The 13,544-nt window shown below is 58.0% G+C and carries 6 protein-coding genes; 4 read left to right on the forward strand and 2 right to left on the reverse strand.

The genetic code is table 11. From position 1 onward, the window contains the following. Positions 1 to 14: 14 nt before the first annotated feature. The gene (locus tag J3P79_RS26815; RefSeq protein WP_434607073.1) at positions 15 to 4,616 is read left to right on the forward strand and encodes a dermonecrotic toxin domain-containing protein; all 4,602 of its coding nucleotides are present in this window, start codon (positions 15 to 17) and stop codon (positions 4,614 to 4,616) included. A 41-nt stretch (positions 4,617 to 4,657) separates the two neighbouring features. Here the strand turns inward: J3P79_RS26815 and J3P79_RS26820 are convergent, their stop codons facing one another. Further along, complete coding sequence (locus J3P79_RS26820) at positions 4,658 to 6,202, reverse strand: PLP-dependent aminotransferase family protein (protein WP_434607075.1); 1,545 nt, start codon at positions 6,200 to 6,202, stop codon at positions 4,658 to 4,660. A 464-nt stretch (positions 6,203 to 6,666) separates the two neighbouring features. Between J3P79_RS26820 and J3P79_RS26825 the strand changes: the two genes are divergently transcribed. The 3 genes from J3P79_RS26825 to J3P79_RS26835 are packed head-to-tail and all read left to right on the forward strand — an operon-like array spanning position 6,667 to position 8,439. Then, positions 6,667 to 7,308 (forward strand): FMN-binding negative transcriptional regulator, encoded by a 642-nt coding sequence (locus J3P79_RS26825; RefSeq protein WP_434607076.1) that lies wholly within the window; start codon positions 6,667 to 6,669, stop codon positions 7,306 to 7,308. Between the two features lie 2 nt (positions 7,309 to 7,310). Further along, positions 7,311 to 7,757 (forward strand): GNAT family N-acetyltransferase, encoded by a 447-nt coding sequence (locus tag J3P79_RS26830; protein WP_434607079.1) that lies wholly within the window; start codon positions 7,311 to 7,313, stop codon positions 7,755 to 7,757. A 10-nt stretch (positions 7,758 to 7,767) separates the two neighbouring features. Continuing rightward, entirely contained in the window at positions 7,768 to 8,439 is a 672-nt protein-coding gene (locus J3P79_RS26835; protein ID WP_434607081.1) for a GNAT family N-acetyltransferase, read from the forward strand. Positions 8,440 to 8,576: 137 nt separating this feature from the next. Here J3P79_RS26835 and J3P79_RS26840 read toward each other — a convergent pair whose 3' ends face one another. Then, the gene (locus J3P79_RS26840) at positions 8,577 to 13,487 is read right to left on the reverse strand and encodes a dermonecrotic toxin domain-containing protein (protein WP_434607082.1); all 4,911 of its coding nucleotides are present in this window, start codon (positions 13,485 to 13,487) and stop codon (positions 8,577 to 8,579) included. Positions 13,488 to 13,544: the final 57 nt, after the last annotated feature.

Raw genomic sequence — 13,544 nt, forward strand, 5'->3', positions numbered from 1 at the left:
ACAAGGACGTTCGAATGACACCAGAGCCTACCGGCACCCACCCTGCCTCCGATGTGACTATCAGAAGTGCGCTGCTCAACCAGTTACTGGCAGGCCCCACCTACCCGGAAGTGGCCGCCGTCCTTCTGCGGGATGCGCTCAAGGATCTCTATCCGGCGTTGGACATCGACCCCTTCAACACCATCGTCGGCGAGTCAGCCTGGGCCATTGTCGATGGCGAAATCGTAGAGCGTCCCGCGGTCTATACCACCCTCAGCGATTTCCTGGCCGCACGGGTGGATACTGATCAGCCCACGCTGCTGATCGAGGGATTGCATTTTCTGACCCAGCTCCCGATTACCGTGCCCCCGGTGCATTTGCCCGTGCGTATCGATCAGATCGGGCGCCTGATCAACGAACTGGTACCCGCCATGTTACCGGCGAGCCAGGAACAACAACTGGCGTACTGGAATGTCCCATTCGGCGACGACGGCCCACGCTGGCATGAACTGTCCAACACGTTGCGCAAGCTGTGGGACGTCACACAAATCGACGGATGGACAGCGACTGAATGCGACATGGCCCGGCAACTGTTCCTCTTCCCCGACCCAAAAGACCGAGAGGACAGTTACGACAGCCATGCTTATCTGGTCGACATCAAGGCGGTGGACGACGGCCAGGAAAGCCGCGTCAACGAAAACTCACTGGTCGTGCTGATCGGCCAGATCGAGAAAAAGGAGGTCATCCTCACCCATTCGTTACTCAATGGTTATGAAAAGTTCGACTCACGAGAGGCACTTGGACAAACGCTTTCAAACCATCTGGGCAGACTGACGCGCCCCTCTCGCATACGGTGGCGGCTCTATGAGCCCAAAGGCAATCTCTTCGACAGCAAGGCCTGTGGGATCATCGCCACACAGATCAAGGTACTTGGAACCCCAAAAATCTGGAGCAATACCCACTTCACTGAAGGGCAACCGCCTACATCCGAAGAGCTGGAAACAGGGCCTGGCGAAAGCTGGTATCAGCAACAGATACCCAAATGGCTTCAAGATGCGTCGGCGTCCGACCAGATTCAATTCGCCCAACACATGAAAAACCTGTCGGCACTGAGCAGCGCCCATGCTGGCAAGACCTACTTGGACGATATTCTTCCCATCAAGGAATACGCCTCGCTTGCCCTTAAGACACAGATGCAATCGGACCATGAAGACGCCTCGACGCTCACCCCGGAAAATATCGAGATCGAGATCAAAAGCCCCGTTGTTTGGGGCACCTTCGTTGTTCCCTTCAAAACGGATGTCACACGATTCAACCTCGTCGAACTGGCGCTGCAAAACCTGATAGCGCTGCCAACGGGTAATAAGACAGTCAAGTCGCTCGACGAGACCGAGCTTCCCGACTGGATGACCGTCGACTACATCGAAAACCTGATCACTCAGGTTGATATCGGCCGCGTCTATCCAGAGCTGATCAAGCGCAAGCTGCTCGACGATCCGAAAGAGTCGGCCCGACGCGAGACGTTGTATACCTCACAGTTACGCATACAACTGCCCATGCTGGCGCTCGAGAACAAACTCCGCGGGTTGGGCAATATCGATGACTTGGGTTGCCGTTATGTCTCGGCCTTGATGCAACCCTTCGAAGATGATCGCAAAGTCGAAGGACAAGCCATCGTCCTGCGGAAACTGGCCTTCGTGTCCGAGCCGCAAATAGGTCTTTCCGAAGACATCGTTGCCAACATGTTCGTGATCGGTCCACGCACGCCAAGCGCCGGCCCTTGCTTGCTTTATCGACCCTTGCTTGAGCCGCAGCTGTGTCAGTTCCCTTCGTTCAGCAACATGCTGTATGGAATCCGGCAAAGCGATTCGTTGCGCAAATCGGTGCTGGCCTGGCTGCCCGACGGGGTTCGGGAAAATTACAGTCGCTTTGTTTTCCCCGGAGCCCTGCCCTCGCCCTGGGCCGTTGTGGAATTCGCGACAAACCCATTGACGCTATTTTCCGATATCGGCCCCGTCAACCTCAGCAACGAGACGCTGGGAGCCGACTTCATGCCACTGTTGTTCAAAGTCAATGCAAATGCCCTGGTCACGCTCGCCGACCGCCAATCGGTTTCCAATAGCGAGAACCGTTGGGAATCTTTCAAGCAAACGGGTTGGTTGATACTCAGCCTGGCGCTGCCCTACCTGGGAACCACGGCAAACACGGCAATCTGGCTCTGGCAAATTCTCAGCGACGCCGAACGACTGGCAGGGGGCAACGAGGAACTCACGGGCGAGGCCAAGTGGGAGACGTTCGTCGACCTGATGCTCAACGTGGCACTGGGCCTGCTCAACATCGTCATTGAACGAACACGGGCAAGCAGCCGTAGACGCCCGATAGAAGCGCCGGAAACAGCCGCCGCTCCAGCCCTGCCAAAACCAAAACCCGAACTGATCATCGAGAAAGTGGCACCGCTCATCCAAACAGAGCTGCCGCGAGAGCACTACGATGTCATCCACACCAGTGGCGCCTTGATGGGCAAGTCCAAGAAGGACACCAGCTTTCTCGACAGTTTCAGCACCGAGGCTCCCGACAGCGCTGGTCAACCCGAAAGCGAAGGCGCGCTCAAGGGGCTCTATCAGAGCAACGGGCACTGGTATGCGAAATTGGCGGACAAATGGTTCAAGGTCAGAGCAGAAGGAGAGCAGGTCAGCATCGTGGACGAAGCACGCGATGGTCCTCCGCTGATGCGCGATGAACAAGGCCAGTGGCAGATCGACAGTCGCCTGCGTCTACGCGGCGCCGGTTCAAAAGGCACTCGGCGCAAGGTCATCGCCAAAGCGCAACGTCGCAACATCCAGCTCCTCGAGGACCTCAAGAGGTTTGAACAACAAAAGCCGGCAAACGAACGGCTGATGGCGATGGACGCACAAGCCATGAACCAGGCTTCGGGCGCAGCCAAGGAAACGCACCGCAAGAAATATTTGACGACGCTGGAAACACAGCGACAGAGCTACGAAAAAGCACTCAAAACCCTGGTCGAGTGGCCCGTCTTCCAGTCCAGGCCAGACTACCCTCGGATAAGCCTGGGTTATCTGAACGCCCAGATAAACTTCACCTTCGCAGAAATCGATCTGTTACGAGAACACTTCACCCCGGCCATGACCGAAGCGATGAGGATGATCTCGTCTACGGTCAAAGCGGTAGAACAGCAACACATCGATGCGGCCGAAAACATGGTCTCTGCCAGTGACGCAATGATCGAGCGCCTGGACTACATGGAGACACGTTTCACCAGGCTCAAGCAGCTGGGGCGCGAGGGTTTCGAATATGTCCGGCAACACCGTGGAAAAATGCCCGCGTACAAAAGCGATGATCTGCGCCTCATACAGCTGGATATGTATCGCCACCTCTGTTTGTCATTGGAAAGCGTCGAGACGATGCCTGAAGGCTGGGTGGAGATGAACCGTATTGTCGACAATGCCACGGTGGCGTTCCAAAGCATGCTGGATGCAATCGACGAGCGAAGCGTGATCCGGCTGGACGAGCAAATCGAAGCACTCGGCAGCCTGACCGAACAATTCGCGGCCATTGAAGAACACCTCGATTACATGAAAAACGAATACCAGGGCAGCGCCATCCCAACGCGGCTCTTGCGCCTGCGAAACCGGATAAATGATTCGAAAAAACGCGCGTTGCGTCATCTGGCCCAGGCTCTTGATGAGCGAAGCAATCAGAGACGAACAGCCGGCCCTCAGGAACAACGTCCACAGCCGAGGAAGAAATTCATCAGGGCCCGATTCTGGGGTGTCGTCAGCGGCGTGCCTCGCTTATCGATGTCCCGGGAGGAAACGGGTTGGGTCGATGTGAAGAATCCGTTCACGGACGAAACCATCGTCACCTTCCACCGCAAGGAAACCGGCGAGTGGGCCCCCCATGTGACGTCCAACGCCGCACCGCTGGCCATACCAGCCCTGGCAACAAGCGTGCAAAAAGGCCAAGGGCTGATCGACGGGCTGGCTGCGTTCAAGGCAGGAATCGAAAAAGACCTGCAGCAGCCAAACCGGACGCCTGCCGGTATCGCAATGGTCCTCAACGCACACGCAAGCAGGATGGAAAAAGTCGGTGCCGCGATCAAGACGGCGCTCGACCAGGCACAAAACACCGTCACAAACGAAACAACTGGGCTGTCGCAGGAAAAAAAGCGCGCGGCCGAGTCCTTGAGACTGCAACTTAAAACGGAGTCGACGGCACTTTATGCGCAAGAGTTCGAGACCGTACTGGACGTCATCAAACAGAGCCCGCCCAGTATGAGTGGCGTTATTTGGCTCAAAGACCGAAACCAGATCCACATCACCAAACGAATGAGCCGCCAACGCATCAAGACTCCGGTGAGAGGTTATCTCGATCGGTATGAAATCAGAGACCGGAAAACCGCCAAGACGCTCTGGTTCGCAGACTTCCTCTATTCCACGTATTGGGTGCCTGACCGAGCCTTCCTCTCGGCGCGCCTGAAAACCCCTGAACAGGCGAATTCCGCAATCGTCGACTTTTCAAGGAAAGGCCTGAGCCAACGTCAGCTGATTGCTTATTACCGCAGCGAAATCGCCGTGGATCATGCGCGACAGGTGTTCTTCACCAGAGAGAGGCCCTGAGACCCGTTAGTCGGGCCGGCAGTTGCTGCCCGGCTACCGGCTCAGCTTGCCCAGACCTTTGTCAGGTTCGCCAGCGCGATGCGTATCGCCGCTGGCGCAACCGCCGCAAATCCCAACACCAGGCCGGCTCGCGCTTGCGTCGGCGTGGCAGGCAGCCAATAGCTACTCAAGCCATTGATTTCCACGCCCACGCTAGCCGCCTGGGCGATCAGTTCCGCTTCACGCTCGACGCTCTCCACCGGCACCGTGACATGCAGCCCGGCCACCACGGCGGGTAAGACACCAACCCCCGCGACACCTTTGGGCCAACCTGCCAGCAGCGCATCACGCCGGGCCAGGGCGGCCCGGCGCATACGTCGGATGTGCCGCTGGAAATGTCCCGCGGCCATGAACTCGGCCATCACCGCCTGGGTGCTGACTTCCGAGTGGCGCACGTCCACGGCACGCCGCCGGGCAAAGGCGTTGACCAGGCCTGGGGGCAACACCAGGTAGCCCAGGCGCAAGGCCGGAAACGCCACTTTGCCGAACGTGCCGACATAAAGCACACGGCCTTGGCGATCCAGCGCGGCCAACGGCGCCAGCGGTGCGCCGCTGTAGCGGTACTCGCCATCGTAGTCATCTTCGACGATCCAACCCTCGTTGCGTTCGGCCCACGCCAACAGTTCCAGCCGCCGTGCCAGGCTCATGACGACTCCGGTGGGATATTGATGGGACGGCGTGACGTAAGCCAGCCGGCATTGGCTCAACGTACCGAGGGCCGCGCAATCCAGACCATCGCCATCGACCGGCACGCCCCTGACGTCGGCACCGGCAACCGCGAATGCATGGCCCGCCGCGCGATAGCCGGGATTTTCCACCGCCACGACGTCGCCAGGGTCGACCAGTAGCTGTGCACAAAGGCTGATGCCCTGTTGCGCGCCACTGGTGATCACAATTTGTTCAGCGGTGCAATGCAGACCCCGCGAACTGCGCAGGTAAGCGGCGATCAGCCCGCGTAAGCGTGCATCACCTTGGGAGTCGCCATAACACAGCTTTTGCATATCCGGTTTGCGCCAGAAAGCCGCATTCAGCTTGGCCCAAACGTCGAAGGGGAAAAGATCGAAGGCCGGGATCCCCACCCTGAATGCACACGGTGGGCCACTGGGCGGCGGGGCCAAATGATGCATTTCGACCCGCTTCAACCCGTCACTGTGGATAACTTTACTGGATGGACCCACAGGTAAATCGAGCCAGTCTGTGGATAAGGTTGTGGGTAAGCCTGTTGATAATCCTGTGGATACTTTTGTGGATATGTTGGTCAACGGCAGCGTCGACGACGACAGTTTCGCCACATAAGTCCCATCGCCGACCCGCCCTTCGATGAAACCCTCCGCGTAGAGCTGGTCGTAGGCCCGCACCACGCTATTGCGCGAGATCGACAAGGCCCCCGCCAAGTCACGGCTGGCCGGCAGGCGCATGCCGCTAGCCAGGCGCCCATCCAGCACTCGGACACGCAACGCCTGGTAAAGCTGGCGGCTGAGGCCCTGGCTCCGGTCGAGCTCGATTCCAGCGGGATTGAAGGACAGCGGCGGCACGGCGTGATTCATGGAAACCCTCGCGAATGGGCCTATCGAATGGGCCACAACCGGCTCATGCAACGGACCATTAGCCTGCCTCGCACAGGCCCATTCGCCAAGGGAAATCATCAAAGGCTGCGCCGGCTCACGCATCACACAAAGCTCAACCCGTCAGGTTCTGCACGATTATTGGAAAGTTCGAACCGGTACGGATTCGCCAGTACGCTTGCGGCGGGGGGCTTGAACCGTCTTTTAAGTACCATCGACATGAAAGATCCAGTTCTGAATGAAGATCGTCAACCGTGCCTTCACGTCGATCTGGCAAGGACATGCATCCCCGTCTCCCATGACATGAAAGTGCAGCTGAATGCTGGGGCATGGCGGCACGTGGACCGTAATACCTGCGCGAATGGACCTACGAAAATCGCTGTAACTGGCTCTTACCACGGACCAATGGCCAGCCTAGGATGGTCGCATTCGCCAAGGAAATCGTCATGTACAACCCCAAAGCCTTTGCCGTCCAAGACCTGCCTCAACTGCACCAGATGATAGGCGATTGCCGCCTTGCCGTATTGGTCACCCACGGTGAACACGGCTTGCAGGCCAGTCATCTGCCCTTGTTGCTGGACACGCAACGAGGGCCGAACGGCAGCCTCTACGGGCACATGGCCCGGGCCAATCCTCAATGGCGCGATTTGGAGGCCGGGGCCGAAGCCCTGGTGATATTCGCCGGTGCCGATGCCTATGTCAGCCCAGGGCTGTACCCGAGCAAGGCCGAACATGGCAAGGTCGTGCCGACCTGGAACTACGTGGCCGTCCACGCCTACGGCAGCGCTGAGGTGTTCAGCGACGCCCATCGCCTGCGTAACCTGGTCAGCGCCCTCACCGACCGCCATGAAACCGGCCGCGCACAGCCATGGAAGATCGACGATGCACCGGCCGAATACATCGACAGCATGCTCAAGGCCATCGTCGGCTTCGCCCTGCCCATCCAGCGCCTGGAAGGCAAGCGCAAGCTCAGCCAGAACCGTAGCCCTGCGGATGTCGCCGGGGTACGCAACGGGCTCGCGGCCAGCCCTGACCCGCTTGATCAGGCCCTCGCCCACCTGCTACCTGAACATTCGTCCAAGGAGTGAACATGAGCCAACCCCGAATCCGCCTCGTCAGCGCCGACGATCACGCCGCCTGGCTGCCGTTGTGGCAAGCCTACCTGCGTTTCTATAAGACCGAGCTGCCGGACGCGGTGAGCCAAAGCACCTGGCAACGCTTGCTCGATGACAGCGAGCCGACCCATGGTGCCCTCGCCTGGGATGGCGATACGGCGGTGGGCTTGGTGCATTTCATCTATCACCGGTCGAACTGGAGTATCGAGAATTCCTGCTACCTGCAGGATCTGCTGGTGACGGAACAGAGCCGTGGCACCGGCGTGGGTCGCCAGCTCATCGAATTCGTCTACGCCACCGCCAAGGCCGAGGGCTGCTGCAAGGTGCACTGGTTGACCCACGAAACCAACGCCACGGCGATCCAGCTGTACGAGCGAGTCGCCGAGCGTCCAGGCTACATTCAATTTCGCAAGGCCCTTTAAGGAGCACCGCATGTCGTCTTCACTCGCTGATTGGAAAGGTGTCCCGGCGCCGTCTGCGCACCTGCTTGAAGGGCGTTACATCCGCCTTGAAAAACTCGACCCGGCGCGGCATGCCGACGGGCTTTGGCAAGCCCTCGAAGGCCCCGGTGCCGATCCGAAGCTCTGGGATTACTTGCCTTATGGGCCGTTCAAGGATCGCGGTGCGTTCGATGCCTGGCTGAACAACCATGCGGCCAACAGCGACCCGTATTTCTTCAGCGTGATCGACCGCGCCAGTGGCGAGGTGCAGGGCATTCTCAGCCTGATGTCCATCGTCCCGGCCCAAGGCCGCATCGAGATCGGCCATGTGACCTTCGGCGCGCCGATGCAGCGCTCGCCGAAAAGCACCGAGGCGGTCTATTTGCTGGCCAAGGAGTCTTTCGCCCTGGGTTACCGGCGCCTGGAATGGAAATGCAACAACGCCAACGCCCGTTCCAGATATGCCGCCGAGCGGCTGGGATTCACCTTCGAGGGTGTGTTCCGCCAGCACATGGTGGTCAAGGGGCAGAACCGTGATACAGCGTGGTATTCCATGTTGGATTCGGAGTGGCCGGCGATCAGGGCCGGGTTCGAGCGCTGGTTGGGCGAGGAGAACCAGGGCCCCGAAGGGCAGTTGCGAGGGTTGGCGCAGTGCCGGTCCTGACCGGCCGGCAATACTGACAGGACGCCGTTCGCACGCAGGCTCGCCCCACATCGCCCACGGTAGGCATTTGCGCCTACCGTGGGCGATGTGGGGCGAGCCTGTTTGCGATCAGTCTCAACAAGCAGTTGTTCGATGCGTTACGGTTTTTTTGCCACGGACGGCTTCAGCGATTGCGGCGTGACGCCGTCCCGCGCGTATTGCCACGCCCATTGCGGTACCGCCATATGGCTTTCCAGATGGGACGCAAAATCGACAATGCCGTGGCCCAAGCGGCGGGTTGGAAACTCAAAATGGTAGAGATACTGTTGAGCCTCGCTTTGTCCCACGCCGAAGACTCGCTGGACGATTTGATTGGCGTGGGCCTCCTCGCCTCCCAAGCCGGCCCTCAACGCTGTTGCAAATTGCGATGAAGAACGCAGCGCACCCGGCCGTGCCAGGGCCAGCCGAACATTCAGATTGCTGAAATGCGGGCCGATCAGGTCACTCCATATTGCCTGGGCTTGCGCTTGCGAGAGCTGCTGAAGTTCGGCCCATACGTTCGGTGTATCGAACAGAAGCGCAACCCTGCTGTTCGAAGGCGGCGCCCCTGAAACACTGAACAGGTCAACAATTGCCGACTCGCTGGCATTGGCCTGCCCACGGCCCAGAAGCGCAATGAACGTGTCGAGAGCATCGATATGGGTGACGATATGCTCAACATTTGTATCATCGAAAGCGTGCATCCAACCGATATCAATGCCTTCCTCTCTCAATATCGCGCTATGGCGAGATTCGGCATACAGCGCAATAAGCCGCAGACGCTCGTCGGACAATGCTGGGTTACGTATCCAACTCGACAGCACACTCAGAGGAAGCTCATTACCCAACGTTGCCGAGATAGCCGTTGATCGCAGGACAATATTGGCGCGTTCGAGCAAAGCTGGGTAACGCTCAAGGGCCACCGTAAGCAAATCAATGATTTCCTCAGCCCTGTCATAAGCGAGAAACTGTTGAAACAGCTCCTCTTCGTCTTCTATGACAATGCCGAATTCATGCTGGTACCTTTCCTTTGTACCCGCGAGATCGTCACGGTCCACCAACAAGGCACCGTCGAGCAATTCATCCAATTGGTCATCGTCCAGATGACCGTGCAAGGCTTCTTCGTATTGAACGAAAGCCAAATCATTCCTGGGGTGATGATCCGTCAGTTGCCTGGCAGTCACGCCGTACTCAAGCATGACGTGCATGACATCCTGGGAGAGCCACAGGTACTCATTGTTCAACAGCTCAACGATATGATCCTCCTCTATCGGCTTGAGCAGCACGTCCTCGAAGAACGTCCGCATGGCGCGCTCATCCTCATAAAATGGCGTACCCGTAGGCGTTAGTTGCACCGGCGAACGAGAGGAAAGGTTGCGCCCAATCTGCTGCATCATTTCCGGTGGCAGGACTCCGCTCTGCGCCTTGTTCAGCACATCGCGGACTGAACTTTCGGCGTACAGGTTCAGGTAATCCACGGTCGGCAGGAATAAACCCTGGGGATTCGGAGCACCATAGGCGATTCGGGTGAGGTAAAGCACGGCCGAGTCATCCAGGAGGTGCTCCAGCCAGTTTGCGTTTTCAAAGAGTGCCTGTTGCAGTCCAGTGGGCTGCGGCACCAGGAACTGGTTCAACTGCGGGTTTTGCTCGATAAAGGTGGCCACCGCATTGCGCAGCCCTTGCATCGAGAACGTTTGCCCTGCCCGCCCCTCATTCAAACCCGCGGCAACGGCATTGAAGAAACAGTCGCCATCTGCGGCGAATCGTCGAACCCTACTGCCCAGCAACAGATCATAGTGGTTCTGGTCACTGCGCCTCAGGACGATATCCGTACTGGCCCGGTTCGGATGAAGGCCCGACGGATAGATGGTTTCGGCTTGCCCTGGCGTAAAGCGAACGGACCAATGATGGTCAGGCGCGATTTCATCGATTATCAACAGACTTCGATTCTGCGGCCAATTGGGAAGACGGGTGACGAGTGGAGGCACCAAGTCCATGATGTCGTTGTTCCAAGTGCGCGGGCGTCTTATCTGCTCGCAAAGAGCGGGAGCCGACACGGCGGGTTTTTTCGGTTGCGAAGGGCCGGGCTTGGGCGATGTGCTTCCCGGACGCTTTCCGCCTCCACGACCAAACCCCACAGCACGCCATTCTCCGTTCGGCATGCGTGCCACGGTATTTCTCATGACGCCACTTGAGCGGATGTTCGCACCCGTCGCAGGGTCGACGATGATCGCTTCGGTAGCCGTCAGCCTGGTGTGGTCATGCACGCGGAACACCGTGCCATCAGGCTGCCTGATGTAGACAGGACGCGTGACGCCGCCATTGCTGGCGTTGACGACAGTCGCGCGATAGAAACCTTGGGCGTCCTGCGCCACTCCCCGGATAACTGAAGTGTCGGTGACCGCATAACGGCTATAAACGGATTCTTCCAGGGGCAGGCCTGTCAGCACCTCTTGACTCTGACGAGCCGGAGAAACCAGATAGGTGGATTGCCCCCTGACCGGCACGGTCGCTTGCCGGGCACTGGTCTTAGCGCCGATTTTCGTCACTTTGAAGATGGAAACGAGGGTCTTGAAATCCAGGGGCAGGGCACCGGTTCGGTGAACAAACAGCCCAGCCCTTACGTACCAGGAGAACAATCTGAACCCAGGAATGAGCAGCCCGGCCAAGTCCATCATGATCTCGGTTGCCACCGTCAGGGCCCGGGCATAACTTTGATGGCGAATTTCCAGGTTGCTGCTGGAACGGTCGTCCGCGTAGGCGCTGTGGAAATTGACATGAGCTCGATGAAGCGCGTCCAGCAGGTCTCCCGTGATCAGCGCGCCTCGGATCAAGGGTCGGCTGCGTAGCCCCAAAGCCTGGGCAATCTCCTCGGGTTTGGTCGTGGCGATACGTGAGCGGAAATAGTCCTGCCAATCTTTTTGCAGCAAAAGCTGCGCTATGCCGTCGCTTAAATCGGCAAACTCGTGGAAATCATCGCCATCGGGGCTATCAGGAAAATAAACACCCACCGTGCCCTTGATATCCGGGCCACCCTGGCTCGTGAAAATCAGCGGCCCTTCGATACTGGTCGCATTGCGCATCGAACCGTGTTGCCCGCTTGCGCCCACGCTACCACCCAGCAATAGCCCATGAACCTGCACTTTTTGTCCACCCACCAACGCGCGGGTGGCTGCCGTGGGCGAATGCAAGACGGCCTCCAGCCAACAGACAACGAGTTTGCGCACATTGGGTGGGTTGAAAGACTTATCGGCCACCGTCGCCTTGAATACGGCGTCGCCCTTGAGCTCGGCCTCGTAGCCCTTGAACTTCATATTGACGAGATACGCTGCTCGCCAGGCATCCTTGTAGTCTGGTTTGTTCATTTTCTCCCTGAGAAACGTCTCATAACTGCCTCCGGCGTCGATCGTCGTCGCCATGCCGGCAAGTTCACGTCCCGTCAATGTGACCAGGAAACCGCTGACCGGGTGGCGAACGCGGTGGCCCTTTTCATCGACAAGATGAATGCTCAATACTTCTCTCATTGCGTTGGGATATTGATGGGGTCGGATATTGTCGAGCATCAACTGGGTCAAGCTGACCGTACGAGACTGTCTCGGGTTGGCTTTGCTGCCGAAGGTCAGCGTCACCAGGGTTTTATCCGGATCGGGGTCGATCCCGGGGTGAACACGTTGCTGAAGGTATTGTTTGATTTTTCGTCGGGTAAATTGAATCAATGTCTCGATACCGCTACCCAAGTTATAAACCGCTTGGAATACCTTATCTTCCAGCCGGCGATATTGAGTCTGCTGCGAGCGTGGCGCATTTTTAAAAAAGTCGGGACGGTTGTTTTCGTTGACTGTTCGCTGGCGTACCGCCAGTGGGGCGGCCAGCGATAACATCGGCAAGCCCAATGCATCTTCCACTGCCTTGGCAAAATCTTTCAAAGCGATTTTTGCATTTTCGGCGGCGTTCAGTTCCCTCTCCAGAGCCGTGCTTTGAACGTCCAGCAGATCCGCCGCCGCGACCTCGAATACATTGCCGGACACTTGCGAAGCCATGTCCCGGATGTTGCATTGCTGCCCCTCGTACAAGGGATGTACGGTCGCAACCATATCGTCAAAAGAACGGAACCGCTGTATCCCACCCTCCAAGGAATACAGGAACAACACTCTGCTCTGCGCAGACTTGATCACCATCGCCGCCGGCCATTTTCGCGGTGCTGCATTTTGCCTGTCGAGCATGACCGCATAGACCTGAGGAACAGGTTTGCGGAGCAAACGGCTTCTTTCCGCCATGGAAGGATGGGTGGTCATGATGTCCAACAGGCGGTTTTCCTCGTTCTGCTGGATACGAGACTCCTGCGTTGGCGGTGGCGCGAAATCGGCTTTGTACAGGTCGAAGAAGTGCAGATACCGTTGAGAAAGCAGTCGGGCAAAGGTCGCCTCAACAGTAGAGGGCGTCGACGTTTCGAGCGTGCGGCTTCCGTTCTTGTCGTTGCGAAACAGCACGAGTGCTTCACGAAACTGCTGTCTCAAGCGGTCATTCGTCGTGGGGTTGGCAATATAGAACGCGGATTCCATGGCCCGCAGGATCCGCTCGTCTACCGGTTTTGCGAAAAGGCTGTGGGCTTCCTCCACCGAGTCGCCACGAGTGAAGAACCCCACCCCGCCTTGGGTGTAGGACGGCGGCGCATCGGTCAGCAAGCAGTTCCATAAAACATCGGAAAAGCGCTGCGAGGAAGTCAGCGTGCGGGCTCCGTCCCCGTTAGCGGTGTAATGATTGACGTAGCAACTATCCGGTTCGATGGATTCCAACAGCGACGCACGAAACGCGCTGGCGGCGATTTTTGATTTGATGGTGTTAATCAGGAAATTTTCGATCACGACATCAAATGTCGGAACGCGGGCAAACAAACGAGACAGCGCCACTTGGTTGTTGTCGAGCAGCGCCAATTGCTTGAATTGAAATTGTTCCTGCGCGCTGAGTGCCTCCCCTTGATCCAGCTCGACCGTCGACGGACTTGATGTATTTTTTGAAACAACAGCCATTTGAATATCCAAGTTGTGTGTGAAGAGCACACAACCTAGCGCGGCGGACGTTCAGCA

This window comes from Pseudomonas sp. R1-7, from assembly GCF_051132105.1.
GTDB lineage: Bacteria > Pseudomonadota > Gammaproteobacteria > Pseudomonadales > Pseudomonadaceae > Aquipseudomonas.

Coding starts and splice junctions, on each gene's coding strand:
- J3P79_RS26825 (WP_434607076.1), top strand. CDS start 6,667: ATGTACAACCCCAAAGCCTTTGCCGTCCAAGACCTGCCTCAACTGCAC.
- J3P79_RS26835 (WP_434607081.1), top strand. CDS start 7,768: ATGTCGTCTTCACTCGCTGATTGGAAAGGTGTCCCGGCGCCGTCTGCG.
- J3P79_RS26840 (WP_434607082.1), bottom strand. CDS start 13,487: ATGGCTGTTGTTTCAAAAAATACATCAAGTCCGTCGACGGTCGAGCTG.
- J3P79_RS26830 (WP_434607079.1), top strand. CDS start 7,311: ATGAGCCAACCCCGAATCCGCCTCGTCAGCGCCGACGATCACGCCGCC.
- J3P79_RS26815 (WP_434607073.1), top strand. CDS start 15: ATGACACCAGAGCCTACCGGCACCCACCCTGCCTCCGATGTGACTATC.
- J3P79_RS26820 (WP_434607075.1), bottom strand. CDS start 6,202: ATGAATCACGCCGTGCCGCCGCTGTCCTTCAATCCCGCTGGAATCGAG.